This window comes from Rathayibacter sp. PhB151, from assembly GCF_004366415.1.
GTDB classification, from domain to species: domain Bacteria; phylum Actinomycetota; class Actinomycetes; order Actinomycetales; family Microbacteriaceae; genus Rathayibacter; species Rathayibacter festucae.
The window spans coordinates 540,583-567,267 of record NZ_SOEN01000007.1 but is presented as its reverse complement, the minus strand read 5'-3'; the positions used below and the strand labels follow the sequence as shown (position 1 = coordinate 567,267).

The following is a 26,685-nucleotide window of genomic DNA, read 5'->3' as shown; positions in this document are numbered from 1 at the left end:
TGACGAGGGTAGACCAATCGTCTGATGCAATAGGGACATGCCGTCCTACCGAGAGAGGCTGTGGCCCGCGCCCTGGCTCTTCGTCTCCACCGCCCTCGTGATCCCCGCCAGCATCCTGGTCTTCGCGCCGATCAACCTGTCCGTCGGCTTCCTCGTCGCGCTGGTGCTCTACGGCGGCACCGTCGGCACGCTGCTGGCCACGTCGCCGACCATCGAGGTCGTCGACGGCGAGCTGCGGGCCGGCCGCGCGCACATCCCGCTCGAGCTGGTGGGCGACGCGGTCGCCTTCACCGGCGAGCGGGCGTTCGCTCAGCGCGGACCGCGATTGGACGCCAGGGCGTTCCTCGTCATCCGCGGCTGGGTGCGCGACGTCGTCCGGGTCCCGATCGAGGACCCCGCCGACCCGACGCCGTACTGGCTGCTGTCGAGCAGGCGCCCCAACGACGTCGTCGCCGCGATCCGGGAGGGATCACGGCGACGGGGCGCTGGTCTTTCGGAGCCGGGAGAGGCCTAGGCGGCGCACTCCAGGCAGATCGGGCCGAGCTTCTCCTCGTGGTCGATCTGCGAGCGGTGCTTCACCAGGAAGCAGCTGACGCACGTGAACTCGTCCGCCTGCGGCGGAAGGACCACGACGTCCAGATCGAGGTCGGACAGATCGGCACCGGGCAGTTCGAATCCGCCCGGGTTGTCGGCGTCATCGACGTCGACGACACCGGACATCTTGTCGGGGACTCGCTCCTTCAGGGCCTCGATCGACTCGGAGTCGTCATCGGTCTTGCGGGGGGCGTCGTAGTCCGTAGCCATTCCCATCCACTTCTTAAATTCAGTCGTTCAACAAATCGGCGGGGACAGTGTGCATCAAGAAGTATCGATGCGCAAACCGCTTCGAACGCGTCTTGACAGCCGCTGCCGCGCCCTCCTCCGCACCAACTTTCGACCCGCCCGCGGTATTCCCGGGGAACGGCCCGTCGGCGTGCGATCCTGAGCCGGTTCGCGGCAGGCACGGGCTCGTCCGCGGCCAGAAGGAGGTCCAGCACGATGATGGAACTGAAGGTGATCGGCGTCGAGAGCGGATCGCTCGTCCTCGTCTCGGACGGCGGTGAGCGGTTCTCCGTCCGCATCGACGAGACGCTGCAGAGCCAGCTGCGCCCGCGCGTGCACTCGCTGCCCCCGCGAGAGAAGCGCGTGTCCCCCCGCGAGATCCAGTCGCACATCCGCTCGGGCCTCTCCGCCGAGGAGGTCGCCGAGCTCACCGGCGCCGACCTCGACTACGTCGCGCGCTTCGAGGGCCCGGTCACGGCCGAGCGCGAGCACATCGTCGCCTCCGCCCTGGCGGTCCGCGTCTACACCAGTGCCGACCCCGACCCGCTCGAGGAGGGCACGCCCTTCGGCGACGTCATCCGCGAGCGCCTGGGCGCCCTCGGCGCCGACGGCGAGCAGTGGTCGAGCTGGAAGGAGGAGGAGGGCTGGGTCGTCAAGCTCCTCTTCCGCTCCGACGAGATCGACCACGACGCCCGCTGGCGGTTCGACCCCAAGAAGGCGCTCCTCTCCCCCCTCACCGCCGAGGCGACCACGCTCTCCCAGCAGGGCGAGATCCGGCCGACGCTCATCCCGCGCCTGCGCGCCGTCATCCCCGCCGCGGTCGACGAGCTGGCGACCCGCTTCGACACCGACGCGTTCGCGAAGCCCGCGGAGCCGTCGCGCCCCGAGCGAGCGGGCTCCGAGCGTGCGGGCTCCGAGCGAGCGGGCTCCGAGCGCCCCGGGCCCTCGCGCCTCCCGCACTCCCGTCCCGCCGCCTCCCGGCCCTCCGACACCGAGCCGCAGCCGGCCCTCTCGGACACGCCGCGTCCGGTCTCGACGCTCCCCCGCCCGGTGACCAGCACGACCGAGCAGCGCGAGCGCAACCTGAACGACACGGCCGATCTCCTCGACGCGCTCCGGCGCCGGCGCGGCGAGCGCGACCACGCCTCCTCGGCGCGGGTGCGCGAGGAGCCGCAGCCGGAGGCCCCCGCGGTCGTCGCCCCGAAGGCGCCCGAGCCCGAGCGCCCCGCGGCACCCGCCGCCGAGCACCCCGCCGCGAGCGGACGCACCTCGATGCGCCGCGGCCGCGCCGCCATCCCCAGCTGGGACGAGATCGTCTTCGGAGCCCGCAGCGACGATTGACCGAGCTGCGGCCGATCGGGCGAGCGCGCTCCCGGGACTCAGATCCCGGAGAGCGCGCCGAAGCCGAGCAGCGGCACCTGGGTCTCCTCGGGGGTGAGCGAGCCGTGCTGGCCGATCATCGACCGGCCGGAGGCGTCCTCCGCCGAGTAGTAGGCGATCGCCTTCCGAGCGGCGACGAAGACGTCGCCCATCCGCTCGGCCGCCGGCGCACCGATCTCGCCGAACCAGCCGCTCGCCGCGACCTCGTCGCGCGTCGCGATCCAGGCCCGGGAGCCCTCCGCCTCGCTCCAGCGCGCCGCGACCGCCGCGGGATCGACCCCGGCCTCGAGGTGCAGCTGCAGGCAGCGCGGTTCCCCGGCCAGGTGGCGGACGCCCTCGAGCAGCGCGGGCTCCCGCACGAGGACATGCGACGAGGCGGGCACGTCGAGCACGCCGTGGTCGGCGGTGACGAGCACGCCCTCGCGCCCGGAGAGTCCGCGGACGAACGCCGCGACCTCGCCGTCGAGCTGCTCCAGGGCCGTCGTCCACTCCGGCGACTCCCAGCCGCGGGTGTGCGCGGTCATGTCGAGCTCGGGGACGTAGAGGTAGACCAGCTGCCGGCCGCCGCGGTCGAGCAGATCGCGCGCCGCGGCGAACCGCTCGGCGACTCCCCCGGCGACCCGGTACTCCGCGCCGCGCAGGATCGCCCGGGTGAGCCCCGAGTGCGCGTAGCGGGCGGCGCCGATGACGCTGGCCGCGACACCCGCCCCGACGGCGCGCTCGAAGACGGTGGGGTGCGGCTGCCACTGCTCGGGGACCATCCGGTCGTCCCAGCCGGAGAGCTGGTTCACCAGGCGGTCGTGCGCGCGATCGAGCACGCGGTAGCCGACCATCCCGTGCTCCCCCGGGCGCCGGCCCGTGGTGAGGCTCGCGAGGGCCGCCGCGGTCGTCGTCGGGAAGCCGGAGACGAGGGTCGTGGCCTTCGTGAGCGCGGGCGCGAGCGTGCGCGCGTGCCCGGCGCGCTGGCGCAGGTTGGCCGCTCCGAGCCCGTCGACCAGGACGATGACGATCCGCTCGACGCGCGGCGAGCCGAAGGTCCCCGGGCGGCCGAGGAGGGCGTCGAGAGCGCCGGGGAGGACGTCGGCGAGGCTCCGCCGCCCGGCGGGGACGGCCGGTAGCATGGGGGTCATCGCGCCCAGTTTCGCACGCTGCGCCCTTCCGCGGAGCGTGCCCCGCCGTGCCCGCGCCCGCTACCGAAGTGAGACATGAACGCTGCACCCCCTCCCTCCGGATCCTCCCTGACCGAGCGCATCGAGGACGTCGACGTCTCGGCCGAGATGGAGGGGTCGTTCCTCGAGTACGCCTACTCGGTGATCTACTCCCGCGCCCTGCCCGACGCCCGTGACGGCCTGAAGCCCGTGCAGCGCCGCATCCTCTACATGATGAGCGAGATGGGCCTGCGCCCCGATCGCGGCCACGTGAAGTCGGCCCGCGTCGTCGGCGAGGTGATGGGCAAGCTGCACCCGCACGGCGACGCCTCCATCTACGACTCGCTCGTGCGCCTCGCGCAGCCGTTCACGCTCCGGGTCCCGCTCGTCGACGGCCACGGCAACTTCGGCTCGCTCGACGACGGCCCCGCCGCCGCCCGCTACACCGAGGCCCGCCTCGCCGCCGCGGCGACGGCGATGACCGAGCACCTCGACGAGGACGTCGTCGACTTCGTCCCCAACTACGACAACTCGCACGACCAGCCCGAGGTGCTCCCCGCCGCGTTCCCGAACCTCCTGGTCAACGGTGCGAGCGGCATCGCGGTCGGCATGGCCACCAACATGGCCCCGCACAACCTGATCGAGGTCATCGGAGCGGCGCGGCACCTGATCGCGCACCCCGACGCCTCGCTGGACGACCTGATGTCGTTCGTCCCCGGCCCCGACTTCCCCAGCGGCGGCACGATCGTCGGGCTCGCCGGCGTCCGCGACGCCTACGCGACCGGCCGCGGCAGCTTCAAGACCCGCGCGCGCGTCTCGGTCGAGAGCATCACCGCCCGCAAGTCCGGCCTCGTCGTCACCGAGCTGCCCTACCTCGTCGGCGCCGAGAAGGTCATCGACAAGATCAAGGACGGCGTCCAGAACAAGAAGCTCAGCGGCATCGCCGACGTCACCGATCTCACCGACCGCGACAACGGCCTGCGCCTCGTGATCGGGATCAAGACCGGCTTCAGCCCGGAGGCGGTGCTCGAGCAGCTGTACCGCTACACCCCGCTCGAGGACGCCTTCTCGATCAACAACGTCGCCCTTGTCGACGGCCAGCCCCGCACGCTCGGCCTCAAGGAGCTGCTGCAGGTCTACGTCGGCCACCGGCTGACCGTGGTGACCCGGCGCTCCCGCTACCGGCTGCGCAAGCGCCAGGAGCGGCTGCACCTGGTCGAGGGACTGCTGATCGCGATCCTCGACATCGACGAGGTCATCCAGCTGATCCGCGCGAGCGACGACACCGCCGCGGCTCGGGCCCGCCTGATCGAGGTCTTCGACCTCAGCACGATCCAGGCCGACTACATCCTCGAGCTGCAGCTGCGCCGCCTGACGAGGTTCTCCCGGATCGAGCTCGAGACCGAGCGCGACACCCTGCTCGCCGAGATCGCCGAGCTCGAGGCGCTGCTGGCCAGCCGCAGCCGCCTCGAGGCGCTCGTGTCCGACGAGCTCGACGACGTCGCGCAGCGCCTCGGCACGCCGCGCCGGACGCTGCTCACCGAGGCGCGTCCCTCCGTCGCCACGACCGGCCGCAAGACCGCCGCCGTGCTCGAGATCGCCGACCTGCCCTGCCGCGTGCTGCTGAGCACCACCGGGCGGATGGTGCGCATCGACCGCGACCCGGAGGCCGCGCCGCACCCCGAGCGCGCGACCCGCCGCAGCAAGCACGACGCGGTGCTCAGCACGATCGACACCACCACGCGCGCCGAGATCGGCGCGGTGACCACCGCCGGCCGCCTGCTGCGCTTCTCCCCCGTCGACGTCCCGTCCGTCCCCTCCTCCTCGGTGCAGCTCGGCGCGGGCGTGCGGATGAGCGACTACCTCAGCCACCTCGCGAAGGACGAGCGCGTCCTCGCCCTGGTCGCCCTCGACGACCCGCGCCCGATCGCGCTGGGCACCCTGCAGGGCACGGTGAAGCGCGTCGCCCCGGGCGACCTGCCCAACCGCCCGGACATCGAGCTGATCGCCCTGCGGCCGAAGGACGCGGTCGTCGGCGCCGCGCCGTCGGCCGACGAGGACGAGCTCGTCTTCGTCACCGGCGAGGCCCAGCTGCTGCGCTTCTCCGCCTCGGCGGTGCGTCCGCAGGGCCGGACCGCGGCGGGCATGGCCGGCGTCAAGATCAGCGAGACCGACGAGGTCGTCTCCTTCGCGGTGGTTCCGGAATCCGAGCGCGACGAGACGGTCGTCGCGACCGTCGCCGTCGACAGCTGGGCACTGACCGGCACCGACACCGGCAGCGCCAAGGTGTCGGCGTTCTCGGAGTTCCCGCCGAAGGGCCGCGCGACCGGCGGCGTCCGCGCCCAGCGCTTCCTCAAGGGCGAGACCGCCCTCGGCGTCGCCTGGGTCGGCCCCGGCCCGGCGCACGCGCTCGAGGCCGACGGCAGCGTCGCCGCGCTGCCCGACTCCGGGATGAAGCGCGACGGCTCCGGCGTCGCCCTCGCGGCCCCGGTCGCCAGCATCGGCGCGGCTCCCGAGCAGTTCTAGACCGTCGTCCCGCGCCGCCCCGGCGCGGGACGGGCCTCAGACGTCGATGCGGTCGCGCGAGAGCGTCTCGGAGCCGCGGACGATGAACTCCTTGCGCGGCGCCACCTCGTTGCCCATCAGCAGCTCGAAGACCCGGCCCGCGTTCTCGGCGTCCGAGACCTTCACCCGGCGCAGCGTCCGCCGCGAGCGGTCCATCGTCGTCAGCGCGAGCTGGTCGGCGTCCATCTCGCCGAGTCCTTTGTAGCGCTGGATCGGGTCCTGGTAGCGCCGGTTCGCCTTCGACAGACCGGCGAGGACGCCCTGCAGCTCCTTCTCGGAGTAGGTGTAGATCGTCTCGTTCGGCTTCTTCCCCGAGTTCATCACCACGACCCGGTGCAGCGGCGGCACGGCGGCGAACACGCGGCCGGCCTCGACCAGCGGCCGCATGTAGCGGAAGAACAGGGTGAGCAGCAGCGTGCGGATGTGCGCGCCGTCGACGTCGGCGTCGCTCATCAGGATGATCTTCCCGTAGCGCGCCGCCGGCAGCTCGAACGAGCGGCCCGACCCCGCCCCGATCACCTGGATCATCGAGGCGCACTCGGTGTTCGAGAGCATGTCGGCGATGCTCGCCTTCTGCACGTTGAGGATCTTGCCGCGGATCGGCAGCAGCGCCTGGTACTCGCTGTTGCGGGCGAGCTTCGCGGTGCCCAGCGCCGAGTCGCCCTCGACGATGAACAGCTCGCTGTTCTCGACGTCGTTGCTGCGGCAGTCGACGAGCTTGGCCGGCAGCGAGGAGGACTCGAGCGCGTTCTTGCGGCGCTGGGTCTCCTTGTGCGCCCTCGCCGAGATCCGCGACTTCATCTCGGCGACGAGCTTCTCGAGCAGCTGCGACATCTGCGCCTTGTCCTCGCGCTTCGTCGAGGCGAACACGGCGCCGAGCGTCGAGGTGATCGTCTGCGCGACGATCGCGCGGACGGCCGGCGTGCCGAGGATCTCCTTCGTCTGCCCCTCGAACTGCGGCTCGGGGAGGCGCACGGTCAGCACCGCGGTGAGACCCGCGAGCGCGTCGTCCTTCTCCAGCTTGTCCGAGCCGGCCTTGAGCTTCCGGGCGTTCGCCTCGACCTGCGCACGGAGCAGCTTCAGCAGCCCCTGCTCGAAGCCGGTCTGGTGCGTCCCGCCCTTGGGCGTCGAGATGATGTTGACGAAGCTGCGCAGCACCGTCTCGTAGCCCGTGCCCCAGCGCAGTGCGATGTCGACCTCGCAGGTGCGCTCGACCTCGGTGGGCACCATCGCGCCGCCGGCGGTGAGCACCGGCACGGTCTCGGTGAAGGTGCCGCTGCCGGTGAGCCGCAGCACGTCGGTGACGGCCGCGTCCGGAGCGAGGAACTCGACGAACTCCGAGATGCCGCCGTCGTAGCGGAACATCTCGGCGCGGCGCTCCTCCTCGCGGTCGTCGACGATGTCGATCGTGAGTCCCGGCACCAGGAAGGCGGTCTGCCGGGCGCGGGTGACGAGGTCGTCGGTCTGGAAGGCGGCGCCCTTCGTGAAGATCTGCCGGTCGGCCCAGTAGCGGACCCGCGTCCCGGTGACGCCCTTCTTCACCTTGCCGACGATCTCCAGCTCGGAGCCGTTCTCGAACGGCGAGAACGGGGCGTCCGGGGTCGGCTCGCCCGAGTCCGCGAAGCGGCCGGGCTCGCCGCGATGGAAGGACATCCGGTAGGTGCGGCCGTCGCGGTCGACCTCGACGTCCAGCCGCTCCGACAGCGCGTTCACGACCGAGGCGCCCACGCCGTGCAGGCCGCCCGAGGCGGCGTACGAGCCGGAGCCGAACTTGCCGCCCGCGTGCAGCTTGGTGAAGACGACCTCGACGCCGGTGAGACCGGTCTTGGGCTCGATGTCCACCGGGATGCCGCGGGCGCGGTCGCGGACCTCGACGCTGTCGTCCCTGTGCAGCACCACGCTGATCTCGGTGCCGTGCCCGGCGAGGGCCTCGTCGACAGAGTTGTCGATGACCTCCCAGAGGCAGTGCATCAGTCCGCGGGAGTCCGTCGAGCCGATGTACATGCCGGGGCGCTTGCGCACCGCCTCGAGGCCCTCGAGGACGGAGAGGTGCCGTGCGGAGTAGTCGGTGGAGGCCATCCGCTCAGTCTAGGTTCGAGGGCCGACACCCCGGCCGCGGCGCGGCGGAGCGCGATCACGGTGCTCAGGGCCTGGGAAGTGCGCCGGGGGACCTACGCGCAGAGCGAAATGCCACGGGATCGACTCTGCCGGGAAACATCCGCGTGCTTTGATGGTTGGACCAAGGGAAGGACGGAGCCGAGAGGCCGAGTCCACCGAAGTCGAAGACCCGAGCGCAGGAGGCCACGTCATGTCGACCACAGCAACCCAGAACGGCGTGGACGAGCTCGCTGGATCGCAGCAGCTCTCCGCGGCAGACCGCTGCGACAGCTGCGGAGCCCAGGCCTACATCCGTGTCGTGGTGAACAGCGGAGAACTGCTGTTCTGCGCGCACCACGGCAAGAAGTACCAGGAGAAGCTCTCCAGCATCGCCCAGAGCTGGCACGACGAGTCGGCGCGCCTCTTCGAGGAGCAGCGCCCCTAGTCAGTCCGCTCACCTCGCCGGTGGGGAGCGGGACTCCCTACCGGCCGACTCCGAGCCGCTTCGCGATCACTTCGCGGGCGGCTCGAGCTGTCTCATCCGCCGCGCGGATCCGCTCGTCCCGGGTCGAGTAGAGCAGCCCGCGCCGCTCGACCACCCGGTGCAGGATCGCGTCGGCGAGGACGGGGTTCTTCGCCAGCATGGGACCGTGCAGGTGCGTGCCGAGCAACGACCCCGCGGCGTAGCCTTCCACTCCCCCGCCGTCGCCGGTGCCGTGCAGCACCCGGCCGAGGACGTGAGCGGGGTCGATGCCGTCGAAGCGCCGGGCGTGGTTCTCGAAGCCGACGAGGATCCCCGCGCTCGACTCGACGACGAGGTCGTCCGTCGACCGCTCGGCGGTCACCGCACGACCCGGCAGCACCCCGATGCCCGCGATGACGGCCTGAGGGGTCGCGAACGACTCGGCGAGCAGCTCCCAGCCCGCGCCGACGGCGACGACCTCGGTCTCGTCGCGCACCCAGCCGTGGACCGTGTCGCCGACGGCGCGGAGGAGGTCGAGCACGGCGGGCAGGTCCTCGTCCGCTCCCGTGCCGGCCACGAGCACGTCGGGGCGCTCGGCGAAGTCGGCCTCCTCGCGCAGCGCCAGGACCCGGGCGTCGAGACCGGCCCAGCCGGCGCGTGCCGCGAGGACGCGGGCGTTCGCCGCGTCGCCGTTGCTGTCCAGGACGTCGGGGGCGAGCACGCCGATCAGCAGGGTCGTCACGCGGTCTCCTCGCGGTTGGAGGCGAGCTGGAGGTGGGCGCGGGTGCGCCGCATCGAGTCGGCGGAGAAGACGATCGTCTTCCGCCCGTGGCTCGGAGCGGGCAGCGCGAGGAAGGCGTCGAGCGCACGACCGAGGTCGTCGTCGACCGCGTCGATCGCGACCCCGTCGTAGCGCAGCTGCAGCGCGGCCTCGTGCGCCTTCGAGCCGGAGACGACCCGGACCCGCCCGAGGCGGGCGGTGTCGACCGGCCAGAAGTAGGACGGGTCGCGGACGTCGGAGCCGATGGCGAGCATGATCTGCTCGGTGCCCTCGGGGATCTCCGCGATGTTCAGGCGGTAGCTCGCCGGGTTCTGCACCAGGACGAACTCGACCTCCTGGCCGCGCACCGTCACGATCTCGCCGCGCCCGAAGACGGGGTCGATCGAGGAGAGCGCCTCCGCGGTGGTCGCGGCGCGGAAGCGGGTGCCGAGGATCGCGCGCGCCGCGGAGACCGCCGAGGCGGCGTCGACCGCGTAGTGCACACCGCGGGCGGGGAGGCGGACATCGAGGACGTCGGCGTCGCTTCGGATCGTCGCGGCGGCACCGGCCGTGGTCTCGACGACGGTCGTCGCTCGACCCTCCTGGCCCTCGGCATCGGCCGCGTAGCCGAGCCCGCCGACAGCCGCGCCGCGGACGGCGGACGAGGTGCCGTACCAGCGGAGGCGATCGCTCGGCAGGCTCGTCGCGATGTCGGCGACGTGGCGGTCGTCCGCGTTGAGGACGACGGGGCCCGTGGCCCGGCTGGCGATGGTCGCCAGCATGCGGGCGACCATGGCCGGGTCGAAGAAGCGGTCGATCTGATCGACGACCACGTTGGTGAGCAGCACGACGCGCGGACTCATCCGCGGCGCGAGCCGGGCGCCGTGGCCCTCGTCCATCTCGAGGACGGCGATGTCGGCGTCGATCCGCCCGCGGAGGTCGGTGCGCTCGAGCAGCGCCGAGGTCAGCCCCTGCGCGATGTTCGCGGTCGAGGGGTTGGTGAAGACGCGCAGCCCGTGGGCACGCAGGACCGCGACGAGCATCTTCGTCGTCGTGGACTTCCCGGCCGAGCCGGTGACGACGACGAGGCCGTCGGTGAAGCCGTCGAGCACGGCCGGGAGGAAGCCCGGCGCGAGGCGGTTCACGACGAGTCCGGGCACGGCGGAGCCTCCGCCGGGCTTGCGGACGCGCGCTGCGAACCGGGCGGCCCTCCCGAGGAGGACCGCCGGCGCGTAGCGGATCACCGGCTTACTCGAGGTAGTCGCGGAGCGACTGCGAGCGGGACGGGTGGCGGAGCTTGGCCATCGTCTTGGACTCGATCTGGCGGATGCGCTCGCGCGTCACGCCGAAGGTGTCGCCGATCTGGTCGAGCGTCTTGGGCATGCCGTCGCCCAGGCCGAAGCGCATGCGGATCACGCCGGCCTCGCGCTCGGAGAGGGAGTCGAGCAGCGACTCGAGCTGCTTCTGCAGCATCGTGAAGCCCACCGCGTCGGCCGGCACGACCGCCTCGGTGTCCTCGATGAGGTCGCCGAACTCGCTGTCGCCGTCCTCACCGAGGGGGGTGTGCAGCGAGATCGGCTCGCGGCCGTACTTCTGCACCTCGATGACCTTCTCGGGGGTCATGTCGAGCTCGCGGGAGAGCTCCTCGGGCGTGGGCTCGCGGCCCAGGTCCTGCAGCATCTGGCGCTGGACGCGGGCGAGCTTGTTGATGACCTCGACCATGTGCACCGGGATGCGGATGGTGCGGGCCTGGTCGGCCATCGCGCGGGTGATCGCCTGGCGGATCCACCACGTCGCGTAGGTCGAGAACTTGAAGCCCTTGGTGTAGTCGAACTTCTCGACCGCGCGGATCAGACCGAGGTTGCCCTCCTGGATCAGGTCCAGGAACTGCATGCCGCGGCCGGTGTAGCGCTTGGCGAGGCTGACCACGAGGCGGAGGTTCGCGCCGAGCAGGTGGCTCTTGGCGCGCTGCCCGTCCTTCGCGACCCAGCGCAGCTCGCGGACGAGCTCGGGGCTGAGGTCGCTCGAGTTCGCGAGCTTGTCCTCGGCGAAGAGGCCCGCCTCGATGCGCATCGCGAGCTCGACCTCCTCGGCCGCGTTCAGGAGCGCGACCTTGCCGATCTGCTTCAGGTAGTCCTTGACCGGGTCGGCCGTGGCGCCGGTGATCGCCGTCGAGTAGACGGGGACCTCGTCGTCGTCGCCGCCGAAGGAGAGGACGAGCGCGCCGCTGGGCAGCGGCTCGGCCGGAGCGGCGGCCGCGACGACCGGCGTCTCGGTGTCGTCCTTGGCCTCGGTCTCGGTCTCCTCGACCACGACCGCGGGCTCCTCCTCGGCGTCGGCGTCGCCGTCGACGTCCTCGGGCTCGGTGGGCTCCTCCTCCGTCGCGGCGGGAGCCGCGGCCTTGGTGGTCGCGCGGGCGCGGGTGGTCTTCGCCGCCGGCTTGCGCGCGGCGGGCTTCTTGGTCGTCGTCACGTCGTCGTCGACGGCGTCGAGCGTTGCGGTCTTGGTAGCTCTGGTGGCCATGGCGGCACCTCTCCATCCGTTGCGTCCCGGCTGCGGGCGAGGCCGGGAGGCGTCGTCCGTCGGTGGGCATTACGAGGACCCATGTCAAGTCGAGGGGATCGCACGCCCGACGTGGGCGCCGTGCTCCTCGACCCGAACGGGTCCTATTGACAATTATTGCACGCCTGAGTAGTGCGGCCGTGCGCTCAGGGCTTCGGCACTCCGGGAGGAGTCCGACGCGAGACCATGCGGGGCCTCGCGGGAGGACGGGGAAGGGCGGGTCCGACGGTCAGCGTCCTGCGCGGCCACGACGGAGACGGTCGTTCAATGCAACCCACAGAGGGGCCACCGTTATTCCCTCGTCCTCGGCGAGCCGGCGCCGGGTCCTGCGGCGCGCCGTGATCAGCCCGATCACGCCCGCGCCGACGACGACGTACTGGATGCACCAGGCGAGCCGGAAGTGGTCCATCGAGTAGAGCCGGGCGGAGTCCGCGCCCGGCCCTGCCAGCGAGTCGAGCAGCAGCCCCATCAGGAACATCATCGTGAAGCTCGCGAGGAAGCCGCCGACGTTCACCACGCCGTTCGCGGCGCCGAGGCTCCGGGACGGGTTGAAGGTGCGCGCGAAGTCGAAGCCGATCATCGAGCCAGGCCCGCCGGCGCCGATGACGATCAGCAGCAGGACGATCAGCCAGTACGGCGGCACGCCGGGCCAGAGCAGGACGACGGTCCACGCCACCGCCATCGCCGAGACGATGCCGAGCACGAGGTTGCTCCGCCGCATCGGGTGCCGGGCGGTGAGGACGCCGAGGATCGGGCCGACGACGATGCCGGCGACCACGACGATCGTCAGCGTCGGAGCGGCGACGCCCGGCTCGAGGCCGATGGCGTACACGAGGAACGGGTAGCCCCAGAGCAGTGTGAACACGGTGCCGGACGACTGCGTCACGAAGTGCGACCAGAAGCCGAGCTGCGTGCCCGGCCGGCGCAGGCTCACGCCCAGTTGCGTGATCGTCGCCCGGAGCGTCGGCGGCACCAGGACGATCGGCTCGGTCCGCGGGGGGACGTCGGTGATCAGCAGGAGCACGCCGAGGAACGCGACGGCGCCGATCCCGGCGACGGAGAGGAAGGCCGGCGTCCAGCCCGCCGCGTGCAGGATCGCGGCGAACGGCAGGGCGGAGAGGATCTGCCCGACCTGGCCGATGTTGCCGATCCACTGCGAGAGCTGCGGGACGATCGGTCCGCTGAACCAGGTCACGGTCAGCCGGATCACCGAGGTGAAGATCGCCGCGTCGCCCGCGCCCACCAGGATCCGGCCGACGATCGCGACGCCGAGGGACGGCGCGAAGGCCAGGACGATCTGGCCGACCATCATCAGAGCGGTGCCGCTGAGGATCAGCGTCTTCGGGCCGAAGCGGTCGATCAGGATGCCGACCGGGATCTGCATGCCGGCGTAGACGATCAGCTGGACGACGGCGAGCGAGGAGAGCATCGCGGCCGAGATGCCGAACCGCTCCGCCGCGTCGACGCCCGCTACTCCGAGCGTCGTGCGGTCGAGGACGGCCACCAGGTACGCGAAGGCACCGGCACCGAAGACGAACCAGGCTCGACGAGATCGCACTCGGCAGAGACTACCAAGCGCCGCCCGCCTGCTACGGAGCGGTGGGCTCCTCGCCCGGGCGCTTGATCGCGAGGAACTTCTCCAGCTCGGCCGCGAGCGCGTCGGCGGTCGGGACGAAGCCGTCCTCGTCGGTGAGCGGCGAGCGCAGGCTCGTCCCCTCCATGTAGGTGTCGTGGCGCGACTCGAGCGCCGCGACGAGCTTCTGCAGCTCCTCGTTCGAGCCGACCTGCTCGTCGACCTTCGAGAGGAACTCGCGGCCGCTCTCGCGGAGGCTGTCGGTCGGGAAGATCAGCCCGGTCGACGCCGAGATGCTCTCGAGCGCGGCGACGGCCGCCTGGGGGTAGGCGGTGTCGGAGAGGTAGTGCGGGATCAGCAGGGCGAAGCCGACGGCCGGGAGCGCCCGGTCGTAGAGGCGGAGCTCGAGCAGGTGCAGGACGTTCGCGGGCACCTGGGTGACCGGCTTCCAGACCGACATGGCCTCGATCAGGTCCTCGCGGTTGCCGCTGACGGTCACGCCGACCGGTCGGGTGTGCGGGACGGGCATCGGGATCGCGTGCACCCAGGTGGTGCTCGCGACCTCGAGCCGGTCGATGAGCTCGAGCACGGCCCGGGTGAAACGCTCCCACTGGTAGTCCGGCTCGAAGCCGGTGAGCAGGAGAAACGGCTGGTGCAGCTCGTCGTGCGCGAGCGAGAGGCGGAGGCTCGCCGGGGTGTAGTCGGTGAGGTGGTCCTGATCGAAGGTGATGATCGGCCGGCGTGCGCGGTAGTCGAGCAGCTGGTCGGGATCGAACTCGACGACGGTCCGGTGCTCGAGAGTGCCGTGCAGGTGCTCGGCGAGCTGGCCGACCGCACCTCCGGCATCGGCGAATCCGGTGAGGCCGGCCACGAGGTGGAGGCCCCGCGGGACGTCGGAGAGGTCGCCCTCGATCGCGAAGAGGTCTGCAGGATCCGGCATGCGATCCAGCCTAGACGGCCCACCCGGGCGGCTCCCCGGCGGCGCTGAGCCCTGAGCGAACAGCCGCGACGGGGCGGCCGAGCGCCGTCCCGGCCGCGCTTAGCATTGCGCTCATGCCCCTCTCCTCTCTCGAGTACACGACCGTCCCCGCCTCCGATCTCGACACCGGCGCTCTCGTCCTCGGCGTCGCGCCCGGACCGGACGGCCCCCGTCTCGTCGGGGTCGACGGCTTCGACGACCTGGTCGCCGCGCTCCCCGCGCTCGGGGTCACCGGCTCCGCGGAGTCGCTGACGCGGGTCCCCTCCTCCGTCCGCGCCGGCGTGGTCGTCCTCGTCGGCCTGGGCTCCGCGGAGCCGAGCGCCACCGTGCTGCGCACCGCCGCCGGACTCGCGGTCCGCAGCCTCGCCGGCACCGCCTCGGTCGCCCTCGCCCTGCCCACCGGAGACGAGGACGCGCTCGCGGCCGTCGCCGAGGGAGCCGCGCTCGGCTCCTACAGCTACACCGCCTTCCGGCACAGCACCCTCGACGCCGCGAAGGCTCCCGTCGAGCGCGTGCTCCTCGTGACCTCCGACGAGTCCGCCGACGCGGCCGTCCTCGAGCGCGCCCTGGTCGTCGGTCGCGCCGTGTCCGCCGTGAAGGACCTGGTCAACGCCCCGCCGTCGCACCTCTACCCGCAGACCCTGGCCGAGGCCGTGCAGGAGGGCGTCGAAGGGCTCCCCCTCGAGGTCACGGTCTGGGACGAGTCGGCGCTCGAGCGCGACGGCTTCGGCGGCATCCTCGGCGTCGGCAGCGGCTCGTCCCGCCCGCCGCGCCTCGTCAAGATCGCCTACACGCCCGATGGCGCCTCCTCCCCCGCGGGGACGGACGAGCGGACGGCGCCGAAGCACCTCGCGCTGGTCGGCAAGGGCATCACCTTCGACAGCGGCGGACTCTCCCTCAAGCCGCCGGCCTCGATGATCGGCATGAAGGACGACATGACCGGCGCGGCGACGGTCTACGCGGTCGTGCGCGCGGTCGCCGAGCTCCGCCTGCCGGTGCGGGTCACCGCCTGGCTCTGCATCGCCGAGAACATGCCCTCCGGCACGGCCATCCGCCCGAACGACGTGCTCACGATCCGCGGCGGGAAGACCGTCGAGGTCCTCAACACGGACGCCGAGGGCCGCCTCGTGCTCGCCGACGGCCTCGTCGCCGCGAGCGAGGAGCAGCCCGACGCGATCGTCGACGTCGCGACGCTGACCGGCGCCGCCGTCGTCGCGCTCGGCAACCGCTACACGGGCGTGTTCGGCGACGACGAGCTGGTCGCCTCCGTGCTGGAGTCGGCGCGCAGCACGGGCGAGCTCTTCTGGCACATGCCGCTCCCCGCGGAGCTCCGCCCGCTGCTCAACTCCGAGATCGCCGACATCGCCAACATCAAGCCGGGCAACACCGCCGGCGGCATGCTGATCGCCGCGCACTTCCTCCAGGAGTTCGTCGGCACCCGTGGCGAGGGCCCGGACGCGGCGCGCATCCCCTGGGTGCACCTCGACATCGCCGGCCCGGCGAACAACGGCGGCGGCGGGTACGGCTTCACCGGCACCGGCCCCACCGGGGTCTCGGTCCGCACCCTCCTCGCCCTGGCCGAGGGCCTGGCGAGCGCGTAGTAGGGTCGACGGGGCGGGATCTCCCGCCTCGTCCCCCCTCCGACCGGCCCGCGCACAGGCGTGGAGATCCGCGGAGGCGAGGGGAACCGCACGTCGCAAGGGAGTCACTGGGTGTCGGAAGAGCGCTACGACCTGGTCGTGCTCGGAGGTGGCAGCGGCGGGTACGCGGCGGCTCTGCGCGCGACCCAGCTCGGCATGAGCGTGGCGATCGTCGAGCGCGACAAGCTCGGCGGCACCTGCCTGCACCGCGGCTGCGTCCCGACCAAGGCCCTCCTGCACGCCGCCGAGCTCGCCGACGGCGCCCGGGACGCGCAGAAGTACGGCGTCCTCGCCGGCTTCCAGGGCATCGACGTCCCCGGGGTCACGCGCTACCGCGAGGGCGTCGTCGCCGGCAAGTACAAGGGACTGCAGAGCCTCGTCTCCGCCCGCGGCATCACCGTCGTCTCCGGCGAGGGCCGGCTGACCGGGCCGACGACCGTCACGGTCGGCGAGCACGTGCTGCACGGCGGCTCGATCGTCGTCGCGACCGGCTCCGCCTCGCGCACCCTCCCGGGCATCGAGATCGGCGGCCGCGTGATCACCAGCGACCAGGCCCTCGAGCTGGATCACGTGCCGGAGCGGGTCGTCGTGCTCGGCGGCGGTGTCATCGGAGTCGAGTTCGCCAGCGTCTGGCGCTCCTTCGGTGCCGAGGTGTCGATCGTCGAGGCGCTCCCCCACCTCGTGCCGAACGAGGACGAGAGCGTCAGCAAGCAGTTCGAGCGCGCCTTCCGCAAGCGCGGCATCTCCTTCACCCTCGGCTCGCGCGTCACCGGCGTCGTCCAGACCGACGACGGCGTCTCGGTCTCGCTCGAGAGCGGGGCGAGCGTCGAGGGCGACCTCCTCCTCGTCGCGGTCGGCCGCGGCCCGGTCACCGCGGGGCTCGGCCTCGAGGAGATCGGCGTCACGCTCGACCGCGGCTACGTGATCACCGACGAGCGCCTGCAGACCTCGGTTCCCGGCGTCTACGCCGTCGGCGACATCGTGCCCGGCCTGCAGCTCGCGCACCGCAGCTTCCAGCAGGGGGTCTTCGTCGCCGAGGAGATCGCCGGCCTGAAGCCGCAGACGGTGGCCGACCTCAACATCCCGAAGGTCACCTACAGCGACCCCGAGGTGGCGTCCGTCGGTCTGACCGAGGCGCGGGCCGTCGCCGAGTACGGCGCCGAGCGTGTCGCGAGCTACGACTACGGTCTGGGCGGCAACGCGAAGAGCACGATCATCGGCACCGCCGGCTCCGTCAAGGTCGTCCGCGTCGTCGACGGGCCCGTCGTCGGCGTGCACATGATCGGCGCCCGCGTCGGCGAGCTGATCGGCGAGGCCCAGCTCATCGTGAACTGGGAGGCGCACCCCGAGGACGTCGCCCCCTTCGTGCACGCGCACCCGACCCAGAACGAGGCGCTCGGCGAGGCGCACCTCGCGCTGGCGGGGAAGCCGCTGCACGCCCTCTAGGACCATCGCGGGACGGCGACCGGCCGTTCCCGCCTCACTAAACTGAAACCACGTACACAAGCGTCTTAAGGAGACAGGCTCATGAGCGAATCCGTCAGCCTCCCGGCACTCGGAGAGAGTGTCACGGAAGGAACGGTCACCCGCTGGCTGAAGAACGTCGGCGACCGCGTCGAGGTCGACGAGCCGCTGCTCGAGGTCTCGACCGACAAGGTCGACACCGAGATCCCTTCGCCCGTCGCCGGTGTCATCGAGGAGATCCTCGTCCAGGAGGACGAGACCGTCGAGGTCGGCGCCGAGCTGGTGCGCATCGGCGACGGCTCCGGAGCCGCGTCCGCGCCCGAGGCCCCCGCCGAGGAGCCGGCCGCCGAGGAGTCGCCCGAGGCCGAGGCCGCCGAGACCGAGCCGACCGACGAGGTCACCCCGTCCGTCGACGCGGAGACCGAGGAGGAGGCTCCGGCCCCCGCCGAGCCCGAGCCGGCCCCCGCCGCCGAGAAGCCCGCCGCTCCGGAGCCGTCCGCCCCCGCTCCGTCGGTCCCGGCTCCCGCCTCCCCGGCCCCCGCTGCCGCCGCGCCCACGCCGGCCGCGACCCCCGAGCCCACCGACTCGAACCCCGGCTACGTCACCCCGCTGGTGCGCAAGCTCGCCGGCGAGAACGGCATCGACCTCTCCACCCTCACCGGCACCGGTGTCGGCGGGCGCATCCGCAAGCAGGACGTGCTCGACGCCGTCGAGGCCGCCAAGTCGGCTCCCGCGCCGGTCTCGGCTCCGGCCGCCGCCGCCGCGAAGGCCGCTCGCACGCCGCTCGAGACCTCGCCTCTGCGCGGCACGACGCAGCCGATGACCCGCCTGCGCAAGGTGCTCGCGCAGCGCGCCGTCGAGTCGATGCAGTCGACCGCCCAGCTCACCTCGGTCGTCGAGGTCGACGTCACCGCCGTCGCCCGCTTCCGCGACTCGGTCAAGAAGACCTTCAACGAGAAGACCCGCGCCAAGCTGTCCTTCCTGCCGTTCTTCGCCCTCGCGGCCGCCGAGGCCCTCAAGGCCTACCCGGTGATCAACTCGACTCTCGACGGCGACTCGATCGTCTACCCGGACCACGAGAACATCAGCATCGCGGTCGACACCGAGCGCGGACTGCTCACGCCGGTCCTGAAGAACGCGTCGGAGCTCACCCTCGCCCAGATCGCCAGCACCATCGGCGACCTCGCGGAGCGCACCCGCAACAACAAGCTCAAGCCCGATGAGCTGGCCGGCGGCACCTTCACCCTGACGAACACCGGCTCGCGCGGTGCGCTGTTCGACACGCCCGTCGTGTTCCTGCCGCAGACCGCGATCCTCGGCACCGGCATCGTCACGAAGAAGCCGGCCGTCGTGCAGGTCGACGGCAGCGACGCGATCGCGATCCGCTCGACCGTGTTCCTCGCCCTCTCCTACGACCACCGCACGGTCGACGGCGCCGACGCGGCCCGCTTCCTGGTGGCCATCAAGGAGCGCCTCGAGGAGGGCTCGTTCGAGAACGACCTCGGCATCTGACGCCGCCACGCTGACGCGCCGCACTAGCGGCCGCCGTCGGTGAAGACGTCGCGGAGAAGCCATGCGGCCTCCGTCCTGATCATCAGGACGGAGGCCGTCGTCGTTCCCGGATCCGGACCGACGGCGACCACGGCGGAGGCGCCGTTCACGTCCACGCGTACCGCGGTGACGGCGGAGGCCGGCGTGCGGAGCGCCGCGAGCGCGGAGCCCCCGTCGACGCGGATCGGCGAGTCGGGGGTGGTCAGCGCCTCCGCGCAGGCGCTGTCCGAGCCGGAGCAGTGCCGGGCCGCCGCGAGCAGGGCCGTCGCCGCCTCCTCCGCCGCGAGCTCCGCGCCCGGCGGCCGGACCGTCGGCGGCGCGGCGCTCGGCGGCGCCGGTGCCGATGACCCTGTAGGCAGCGCCACGGCGGTCGCCGGCGGCGTCACTGTCGCTGTCGCTGTCGCCGGCGCGGTCGCGGCCGCCGGTGCCGCCCTCGTCGGCGCGACAGGACTCGGCGCCGGTGTCCGCGTCGATGCGGCCGTCTCCGCTCCCGTGCTCCGATCGGGACCGAGACCCGTCATCACCAGCGCGCCGACGAGGACGACGGCCGCGGTCACGAGGGGGCCGCGGCGGCGGACCGCCGACGTGCGCACCCGATCGCGCCAGCCGTCCAGCGGATGAGTGCGGCGGTGTCGTGCGGGCGGGCTCTCGACGACCCCGCTCGACCGCTCCCGGTCGGCCGCCGTCTCTGTCCGGTGAACCGCGCGGAGGGGCAACGGCGCCGCGGAGCGGTAGAGGAGCGCCTCCAGCGCCGCGAGGTCGTCGTCGTCCCGCGGGCTCCCCCGCCAGGCAGGGCAGCTCCTGCGGCAGCGGCCGAGGAGTCCGATCACCGCGGCCACGACGTCGGCCTCGGCCGATCCCGTCGACGCCTCGGTGAGCAGCAGCACCGGACGCCCCTCCTCCGTCAGCCCGATCGCCTCCGCACCGGGGAGCGGGTGGACTCCCGCCGCCGTCGCATCCCGCAGGGCGCCGACGACCGGCGCGAGGAGAGTGACGACGACCCCCGGCGGCAGCACCGCACCGGACTCGAGCACCTGCTCGAGTGTCGAGACGACGGCCGGGGTGGTGAGGAGGACGGCCCCGCCGGCGTGCAGCCCGACATCGACGAGGTGCTGCCGATGCTCGTGCGGCAGGAGCCGCTCGATCCCCGACCGCAGCGCGCACTCCGCCCGCTCCTGCGAGAGCAGGAGAGCGTTCAGGAGCCGGCCGTCGCCGTCGCGGACGACCGGCCCGAGCGCCCCGGAGCCCACCACGGCGTGACCGGCGATCCACTCGAGCGGCCGCTCGCCGCCCCGTTCGCTCTCACCGCTCGCTGCCATGCTCCGAGGGTGCCGCTCGAGCCGGCGCACCGGGACGGCGAAAGCCCGATCGGTGGACGGATCGGCCGTCCTGTCGCTGGGGAGGAGGGGAGGTCCGGCGGATCCGCTCGGATCGGTCTCCCCCACCGGGTCCGCTCGGTATCCTGGAGGAATGGCACGCAGCACGGAACCGTCGACGAAGGCGGTCAAGGAACCCGGACGTCTCAAGCAGATGTGGCAGGTGTTCCAGATGACCCGCCGCTACGACAGCAGCGCGGTCTGGATCATCCTGCTGGCGCTGCTGGTCCCGATCCTGATCGGCGTCCTCCTCGGCGTCCTCCTCGGGGACGGCAACGGCTTCGTCATCGCGCTCTGGATCGTCGTCGGCGTGATGGCCGGACTCGTCGCCGGCCTCGCGGTGCTCTCCCGCCGCGCCGAGCGCGCCGCCTACGGGCAGATCGCCGGGCAGCCGGGCGCCGTCGGCGCCGTCCTGCGCAGCGGCCTCCGCGGCACCTGGACCGGCGGCGAGATGCCGGTCGCCGTCAATGGCAAGACGCAGGACGCGGTCTACCGCGCCGTCGGCCGCGGCGGTGTCGTGCTGATCGCGGAGGGCCCGACCGGCCGCACCAAGCGCATGCTCGAGGACGAGCGCCGCAAGGTGACCCGCATCCTCCCCAACGTCCCCGTCACCTTCGTGAACGTCGGCCCGGACGAGGGCGCCGTTCCGCTGCACAAGGTTCCCCGTGCCCTCGCGAAGACGAAGAAGGTGCTGACCAAGGCGGAGGTGCTCGCCGTCAAGAACCGCCTCGCCTCGCTGAACACCTCGCTGCCGATCCCCAAGGGCGTCGACCCCTTCAAGGTGCGGCCGCAGCGCTCCCGCTGACGCGCGGGACGAGCACACGAACGGGCCGGTCGGGGGATCACTCCCGCCGGCCCGTTCGTCGTTCCCGGACGGCTGCCCGATCAGTAGCGGACGAGCACCGTGCCCGCGACCTTGTCGTGGAAGCCGCGCTGGTCCGAGTCCCAGACGAGGGCCGGGACGAGCACGGCGAGGAGCACCGAGCGCACTAGCGGACGCCAGACGCCGACCCAGCCGCCGCCGAGGCGGACGACGCGCAAGCCCAGCAGCCGGTGGCCGATGCTCCCGCCGATGGTCGGGATGAAGACCGCCTGCAGCACCACGAAGAGGACGATGCTCGCCCAGCGGTCGTAGCCGAAGAAGACGAAGGACAGCAGCGCGACGATCGCGAAGTCGACGGCGAGGGCGGCGAAGCGGCGTCCGGGCCGGGCGATCGACATCCGGCCGGTCTCGGGGAGCCCGAGCCGCTCCCCCGGCCGCGTGCTCGGGGCGACATCGGCGAAGGTCCTGCGCTCGGGTGCTGGCATCCTCCGATGCTACCCGCGCCGCCCGCGCGCCCGCCGGGAGCGGAGGCCGGCTGCGACCCGCTCGGCGGGACCCCGTGTAACACGCCCGAAACACGAGGGACACGGCGGGGTAACCGCCGGTGACTACTGTGGAACGGCTGCGTCTGCAGCCACCCGTTACGCCATTGGAGACCTTTGCATGTTTAAAGATTCTTCCGAGGTGCTCAAGTTCATCAAGGACACGGACGTCAAGTTCCTCGACATCCGGTTCACCGATCTCCCCGGTGTCCAGCAGCACTTCAACATCCCCGCCTCGACGGTCGACGAGGAGTTCTTCTCCGTCGGCCAGCTCTTCGACGGGTCCTCGATCCGCGGATTCGCGAACATCCACGAATCGGACATGCAGCTGATCCCTGACGTGACCACCGCCTACGTGGACCCGTTCCGCGTGGAGCGCACGCTGATCATCGTCTTCGACATCTACAACCCGCGCAACGGCGAGATCTACTCGAAGGACCCCCGCCAGGTCGCCAAGAAGGCCGAGAAGTACCTCGCGTCGACCGGCATCGCCGACACCGCGTTCTTCGCCCCCGAGGCCGAGTTCTACATCTTCGACGACGTGCGCTACGAGGTCACCCAGAACTCCGCGTTCCACTCCGTCGACTCCGTCGAGGGCGCCTGGAACTCGGGCCGCGTCGAAGAGGGCGGCAACCTCGGCAACAAGACCCCCTACAAGGGCGGCTACTTCCCGGTCAGCCCGGTCGACAAGCAGGCCGACCTCCGCGACGACATCTGCCTCAAGCTGATCGACGCCGGCCTGATCCTCGAGCGCTCGCACCACGAGGTGGGCACCGGCGGCCAGGCGGAGATCAACTACCGCTTCGACACGATGGTCCACTCCGCGGACGACATCCTGAAGTTCAAGTACATCGTCAAGAACACGGCCGAGCAGTGGGGCAAGACCGCCACGTTCATGCCGAAGCCCCTCTTCGGCGACAACGGCTCGGGCATGCACACCCACCAGTCGCTCTGGAACGACGGCAAGCCCCTGTTCTACGACGAGAACGGCTACGGCGGGCTCTCGGACGTCGCGCGCTGGTACATCGGCGGCCTGCTCAAGCACGCCCCCGCGGTCCTCGCGTTCACGAACCCGACGGTCAACTCGTACCACCGCCTGATCCCGGGCTTCGAGGCGCCGGTCAACCTGGTCTACTCGGCCGGCAACCGCTCCGCGTCGATCCGCATCCCGATCACCGGCACGAACCCGAAGGCCAAGCGCATCGAGTTCCGCGCGCCCGACGCCTCGGGCAACCCGTACCTCGCGTTCGCCGCGCAGCTGATGGCGGGCCTCGACGGCATCAAGAACCGCATCGAGCCGCACGAGCCCGTCGACAAGGACCTGTACGAGCTGCCCCCGGAGGAGGCCAAGCTCATCCCGCAGGTCCCCGCCTCGCTCGAGGAGGCCCTGGCCGCCCTCGAGGCCGACCACGACTTCCTGCTCCAGGGCGGCGTGTTCACACAGGAGCTCATCGAGACCTGGATCGACTACAAGCGCGAGAAGGAGATCAAGCCCCTCGCGCAGCGCCCGCACCCCTTCGAGTTCGAGCTGTACTACGGCGTCTAGACGGATCACGGGCCAGAAGCGGGTGTAGCCCGCGGATAGTCCGCAAGAAGACCGAAAGAGCCCCCTGAGCATCGCGCTCGGGGGCTCTTTCGCGTCGTCCGGCGGACCGCAGGACTAGGAGGAATTCGCGACGGTCACGGCCACGGCGGACGGGTTGGCCGCGGACCGCGACCGCAGGGCTGCCCAAAGGTTTCGGCATCGAAGACTGCCGGCACTACTTCGCGTCACTGCTGATCGCTTCGGGGCTCGACGTGAAGGTTGTGCAGACCCGCCTCCGGCACGCGTCAGCGAAGACCACCCTCGATACCTACGACCACATGTGGGCGGACAAGGACGAGTCCTCAGGGCGGGCAATTTCGTCCACGTTCCTGCAGTACCCGCCGCTGTACCGAGAAGATCGACCAGCCGGAGATTCTCGGCTCCCGTCAAGGCCGCTCCCTGTGGCAGTGGCACCGCCGCCGCCGCACTCGCGGAGTGGCTCATCCTCGACGAACCAACGGTTCAGTTCGAGGCCATGCCAGCCGTGCGAACCAGCGCCCGACGCTTTACCGCCGCGACACTCACGCAGGGGCACATCGGCGCACGGGTCAGCTTCGCGCGCGTCGGTGACGCAGGAGCGAAAGCGCATCGCCGGGACGCTTAAGCGCATCGACCCCGCCATCAGGGCGAACGGTATGCCCGGCTACAAGCTCCTCATCGGCGGCGAACTCCTCGGCCCGCTCGCCCCGCACCACGAGGTGATCGTTGGCTGTTCCGGCACGAGAACCTAGCACTTCACGCGCTGACTCGATTGTGGCGGTACCGAGTTGCCTTACAAAGCGGTTGTAAAAGTGTCTGATGTCCTCAGACATCGAAGTGCATCCCACTAACGCACGAGAAGGCGCCTCCCCGGTTTCGGGGTGAGGCGCCTTCGTCGTCAGAAGGGTCAGGTTGCGTACTTTTACTTATTCCTGAGGAACCTCCTGCGAGAGGTTCTCCTCGCATAAGCGGAGCCAGAAGGAGATCCTGCGCAGCTTCTTCAGATTGAGGAATGCGACAATCGCACCCGCGACCGCGACCAAGACAGTCGCTGTAATTGCCACGGGTACGTAGGGGGCGGCAGTCTCCGAGTCGCTCAGCACCAGACCAATGAGGGCGGCCAAGACTGCGGACACGGTCGCCCAAACGGTGGCAGAGACGCCCGACGAGAATTGCACCTGATCCGCCGCCACCCTGGCCCTCGCGATCTTCTGCACGTTCGGGCCCGACTTGGTGTAAGCCACGATGCTCGCGGCGATCTCCTTTTCTGTGACGGCCTCGTAGTCGATAAGTTTGTTGGCCGCCTGAACGTTCGAAGTCCAGATCTCTAACTGGGTCTGCATTGGGACACCCTCGCATAACTCCGCCGCCGGTCCGCATCCCCCGTTCGCAGTACACCATCGCTCTGACACTTGCCTCGGCCGTCGACACAGCGGCCGCGCGCACACGCACGCGACGCGAGCACGAGGCAACACCCTCGGTGGTCGCTCGGGTCAAGGTGCCGCCATCGTTGCGCGGTTGCAGCTGATTACTCGTTCAAGGTCTGGCCGATTTTGTCTAGTTGCTCAACAACGGCGTCCGGTTGCTTTGTCCCATCGCGCCATCGACGGATACTGACTATCAACCTCTTGACGCTCGCAACAGCTTTTGGCTGCTCGAGAGCCTGTATGCGCCCTAGCGCCCTTTCGACGGACAACGCAACACTGCGGTCATCATCTCGTGCAATCAATCGAACGGCGTCCAGGCAAGCTCGAACTTGATTCAGCGGCGGAAAGTGTTCGAGAACAGGCGGGTCGGTCAGTGAATTGAGCGAACCGTAGCTGATCGCGTCGCTCGTTGCCCTGTCCCATTGCGAGAGCTCATCAAGTTGATCGCCAATAGCGCGAAACATGACAACGAGCGAATCGTCGAGCCTATCCTGGTACTGCCGATCAACCTCCGCCTTCAGTCGGCTCTCCTCCAGGGCGTCTCGCCTATTTTCCGCCAGCACACGCGCAGCTTCGGACCGCTGGGCAATGTGCGTTGCTTCCCGGGAGGCGAAGACGGCAGCAAGTGCGATGCCGACAGAAGCCACGCCGACAGCCGAGGGGATGACTAATAGAGACCACACGTCCAGAACGGGATCTTCGAGAGATCCATAGATCCTCCGTAGCCAGTACCAGTCCTCGTCAATGGCGAATCTCACACTTGGAGCGTAGGGGAGGCCAGCGGTGAAAATTCGCAAGACACCCAACCTCAACGGTTAGCCATGGTGTCCATCAACCCGCGATACGCGAAGGGCCATCGACGTCGACACGCGACAACGGCTGCTCGACCGGATCTACGACGGTGAGGCCCAATCGATGGCCTGATCTACATCTGACCGCCGCGAGCGCCCGCCTTCCTACTGGATCGAGATCCGCCGCCGCGTTAAGCAGCGCGCTCACGGGCGATGCGGGTACACCACTCACGTGGACGGCTGCAATGGGACGGGCTCCGACGCTGACGACATCCACGCAGGTGACGACCACTCACTCGGCAATCTGCAGTGTCTCAGCGAACCGTGCCATCGCGCCAAGACGGCAGGCGAGACAGCCGTGCGGAACACAGCCAACGCACGCATCTAGCGCAGACCCACAGAAGCCCACCCCGGAAGCGGTCACCATGACCGAGATCACGCTTACCAAGAAGACCGGCGGACACGACGTCGGCCATACCATCGACGTCAGCACCGGTGCTGCCGAGTACCTCACCAACGCCAGCTTCACCACCGACAGCGACACCGAGCCCACCGTCGACCTCGACGGACTCGACAACTACACCGTTATCGACCAGCCGACCGACGCGAAGAGCGCCGCCTCCGCCACCAGACGCCGTTCCTCGAAGGCCTGACCCAGCACGAGGGTGACCAATCCCCGTCTCGATTCTTCTGGCCACCGATCTCGAACGTGGACTTGACGTGCCGACTACCGCGAGCTAGTCCGTGGTGCTCCTGTTCTCCGTGCCCGGTCACCCGAGCGCCCGTGCCGCGATTCGGGAGCCGTTGTCGTCCTCCCGGTAGCGATCGGACGGACATCCCTCCATGACCTAGCAAAGGGTCTTCACCTGCCTGTCGTTCAAAGTCGAGGGCAATCGGTACACGAGCACAGTCTGGCGAAGGACTGGCTCCGCGAAGCCGCGAACGAGAAGATAGTCTTGTTGCGGCCCTCAACCGTCTGAGATGCGCGGGGGCGTGGCACCTCGGTCGCTACCACACGAACCGCACCGTGCACCGAGGACCCGAACACGTGACATGCAACCTGTCGGCGGCCGGCCGCGCCTCGCACCACTGAACCACCGCGTCGAATGCCGGCCCTTCGCCGCTTCTTCCGAAGGACGAGGGGGTGTCGACGGCCGC

General features: G+C 70.8%; 23 protein-coding genes. 11 read left to right on the top strand and 12 right to left on the bottom strand.

From position 1 onward, the window contains the following. Positions 1-37 precede the first annotated feature (37 nt). Positions 38-514 (top strand): DUF3093 domain-containing protein, encoded by a 477-nt coding sequence (locus EDF35_RS10120; RefSeq protein ID WP_123445856.1) that lies wholly within the window; start codon positions 38-40, stop codon positions 512-514. Here the strand turns inward: EDF35_RS10120 and EDF35_RS10115 are convergent. Then, positions 511-804, bottom strand: coding sequence for a DUF4193 domain-containing protein (locus EDF35_RS10115; protein WP_055792269.1), 294 nt, complete (start codon positions 802-804; stop codon positions 511-513). The genes EDF35_RS10120 and EDF35_RS10115 overlap by 4 nt on opposite strands. A gap of 234 nt (positions 805-1,038) precedes the next feature. Between EDF35_RS10115 and sepH the strand changes: the two genes are divergently transcribed. After that, the gene (gene sepH, locus EDF35_RS10110; RefSeq protein WP_133962232.1) at positions 1,039-2,163 is read left to right on the top strand and encodes a septation protein SepH; all 1,125 of its coding nucleotides are present in this window, start codon (positions 1,039-1,041) and stop codon (positions 2,161-2,163) included. 38 nt (positions 2,164-2,201) lie between these two features. Here the strand turns inward: sepH and EDF35_RS10105 are convergent, their stop codons facing one another. Further along, on the bottom strand, positions 2,202-3,332 hold the full coding sequence (locus tag EDF35_RS10105) for a nucleotide pyrophosphatase/phosphodiesterase family protein (RefSeq protein ID WP_208323048.1): 1,131 nt from the start codon (positions 3,330-3,332) through the stop codon (positions 2,202-2,204). Between the two features lie 75 nt (positions 3,333-3,407). Between EDF35_RS10105 and EDF35_RS10100 the strand changes: the two genes are divergently transcribed. Further along, on the top strand, positions 3,408-5,876 hold the full coding sequence (locus EDF35_RS10100) for a DNA topoisomerase (ATP-hydrolyzing) (RefSeq protein ID WP_123703567.1): 2,469 nt from the start codon (positions 3,408-3,410) through the stop codon (positions 5,874-5,876). A 36-nt stretch (positions 5,877-5,912) separates the two neighbouring features. On the opposite strand, the gene EDF35_RS10095 is transcribed toward EDF35_RS10100, so the two are convergent. Continuing rightward, a complete protein-coding gene (locus EDF35_RS10095) occupies positions 5,913-7,994 on the bottom strand; it encodes a DNA topoisomerase IV subunit B (protein WP_133962231.1) in 2,082 nt (693 codons plus the stop codon). A 229-nt stretch (positions 7,995-8,223) separates the two neighbouring features. Here EDF35_RS10095 and EDF35_RS10090 point away from each other — a divergent pair, with 229 nt between their 5' ends. Further along, complete coding sequence (locus tag EDF35_RS10090) at positions 8,224-8,457, top strand: hypothetical protein (RefSeq protein WP_123445851.1); 234 nt, start codon at positions 8,224-8,226, stop codon at positions 8,455-8,457. Between the two features lie 37 nt (positions 8,458-8,494). Here the strand turns inward: EDF35_RS10090 and EDF35_RS10085 are convergent, their stop codons facing one another. The 5 genes from EDF35_RS10085 to EDF35_RS10065 all read right to left on the bottom strand — a co-directional run bounded on the left by EDF35_RS10085 (position 8,495) and on the right by EDF35_RS10065 (position 14,310). Continuing rightward, complete coding sequence (locus EDF35_RS10085) at positions 8,495-9,217, bottom strand: cobyric acid synthase (RefSeq protein ID WP_133962230.1); 723 nt, start codon at positions 9,215-9,217, stop codon at positions 8,495-8,497. Continuing rightward, on the bottom strand, positions 9,214-10,395 hold the full coding sequence (locus EDF35_RS10080; RefSeq protein ID WP_133962229.1) for a Mur ligase family protein: 1,182 nt from the start codon (positions 10,393-10,395) through the stop codon (positions 9,214-9,216). Before EDF35_RS10080 ends, EDF35_RS10085 begins: the two co-directional genes overlap by 4 nt. Positions 10,396-10,483: 88 nt before the next feature. Continuing rightward, positions 10,484-11,758, bottom strand: a complete 1,275-nt coding sequence (locus tag EDF35_RS10075; protein WP_133962228.1) for an RNA polymerase sigma factor — start codon at positions 11,756-11,758, stop codon at positions 10,484-10,486. A gap of 268 nt (positions 11,759-12,026) precedes the next feature. Next, positions 12,027-13,355: an MFS transporter gene (locus tag EDF35_RS10070; protein WP_123732292.1), complete on the bottom strand. Its 1,329-nt coding sequence runs from the start codon at positions 13,353-13,355 to the stop codon at positions 12,027-12,029. Between the two features lie 31 nt (positions 13,356-13,386). Continuing rightward, positions 13,387-14,310: a PAC2 family protein gene (locus tag EDF35_RS10065; RefSeq protein ID WP_123703555.1), complete on the bottom strand. Its 924-nt coding sequence runs from the start codon at positions 14,308-14,310 to the stop codon at positions 13,387-13,389. A gap of 113 nt (positions 14,311-14,423) precedes the next feature. Here EDF35_RS10065 and EDF35_RS10060 point away from each other — a divergent pair, with 113 nt between their 5' ends. The 3 genes from EDF35_RS10060 (at position 14,424) to sucB (ending at position 18,965) form a co-directional block, all read left to right on the top strand. Continuing rightward, positions 14,424-15,950 carry a leucyl aminopeptidase gene (locus tag EDF35_RS10060; protein WP_133962227.1) on the top strand — a complete coding sequence of 509 codons (1,527 nt, stop codon included), beginning with the start codon at positions 14,424-14,426 and terminating at the stop codon, positions 15,948-15,950. Positions 15,951-16,061: 111 nt separating this feature from the next. After that, a complete protein-coding gene (lpdA, locus tag EDF35_RS10055; protein ID WP_133962226.1) occupies positions 16,062-17,435 on the top strand; it encodes a dihydrolipoyl dehydrogenase in 1,374 nt (457 codons plus the stop codon). 81 nt (positions 17,436-17,516) lie between these two features. Then, a complete protein-coding gene (gene sucB / locus EDF35_RS10050; protein ID WP_133962225.1) occupies positions 17,517-18,965 on the top strand; it encodes a 2-oxoglutarate dehydrogenase, E2 component, dihydrolipoamide succinyltransferase in 1,449 nt (482 codons plus the stop codon). A 23-nt stretch (positions 18,966-18,988) separates the two neighbouring features. On the opposite strand, the gene EDF35_RS10045 is transcribed toward sucB, so the two are convergent. Beyond that, complete coding sequence (locus EDF35_RS10045; RefSeq protein ID WP_133962224.1) at positions 18,989-20,323, bottom strand: hypothetical protein; 1,335 nt, start codon at positions 20,321-20,323, stop codon at positions 18,989-18,991. A 151-nt stretch (positions 20,324-20,474) separates the two neighbouring features. On the opposite strand from EDF35_RS10045, the gene EDF35_RS10040 reads away from it, so the two are divergent. Beyond that, entirely contained in the window at positions 20,475-21,185 is a 711-nt protein-coding gene (locus EDF35_RS10040; protein WP_133962223.1) for a DUF4191 domain-containing protein, read from the top strand. Between the two features lie 80 nt (positions 21,186-21,265). Here the strand turns inward: EDF35_RS10040 and EDF35_RS10035 are convergent, their stop codons facing one another. Beyond that, positions 21,266-21,688, bottom strand: a complete 423-nt coding sequence (locus tag EDF35_RS10035) for an RDD family protein (protein WP_123703545.1) — start codon at positions 21,686-21,688, stop codon at positions 21,266-21,268. 178 nt (positions 21,689-21,866) lie between these two features. Here EDF35_RS10035 and glnA point away from each other — a divergent pair, with 178 nt between their 5' ends. Further along, complete coding sequence (gene glnA / locus EDF35_RS10030; RefSeq protein WP_123445839.1) at positions 21,867-23,291, top strand: type I glutamate--ammonia ligase; 1,425 nt, start codon at positions 21,867-21,869, stop codon at positions 23,289-23,291. A gap of 605 nt (positions 23,292-23,896) precedes the next feature. Next, positions 23,897-24,061, top strand: a complete 165-nt coding sequence (locus EDF35_RS20805; RefSeq protein ID WP_166674065.1) for a hypothetical protein — start codon at positions 23,897-23,899, stop codon at positions 24,059-24,061. 174 nt (positions 24,062-24,235) lie between these two features. On the opposite strand, the gene EDF35_RS10020 is transcribed toward EDF35_RS20805, so the two are convergent. Both EDF35_RS10020 and EDF35_RS10015 read right to left on the bottom strand, forming a co-directional pair. Then, complete coding sequence (locus EDF35_RS10020; protein WP_133962222.1) at positions 24,236-24,652, bottom strand: hypothetical protein; 417 nt, start codon at positions 24,650-24,652, stop codon at positions 24,236-24,238. 185 nt (positions 24,653-24,837) lie between these two features. After that, entirely contained in the window at positions 24,838-25,494 is a 657-nt protein-coding gene (locus tag EDF35_RS10015; RefSeq protein WP_133962221.1) for a hypothetical protein, read from the bottom strand. A gap of 458 nt (positions 25,495-25,952) precedes the next feature. Here EDF35_RS10015 and EDF35_RS10010 point away from each other — a divergent pair, with 458 nt between their 5' ends. After that, entirely contained in the window at positions 25,953-26,180 is a 228-nt protein-coding gene (locus EDF35_RS10010; RefSeq protein WP_133962220.1) for a hypothetical protein, read from the top strand. Positions 26,181-26,685 lie beyond the last annotated feature (505 nt).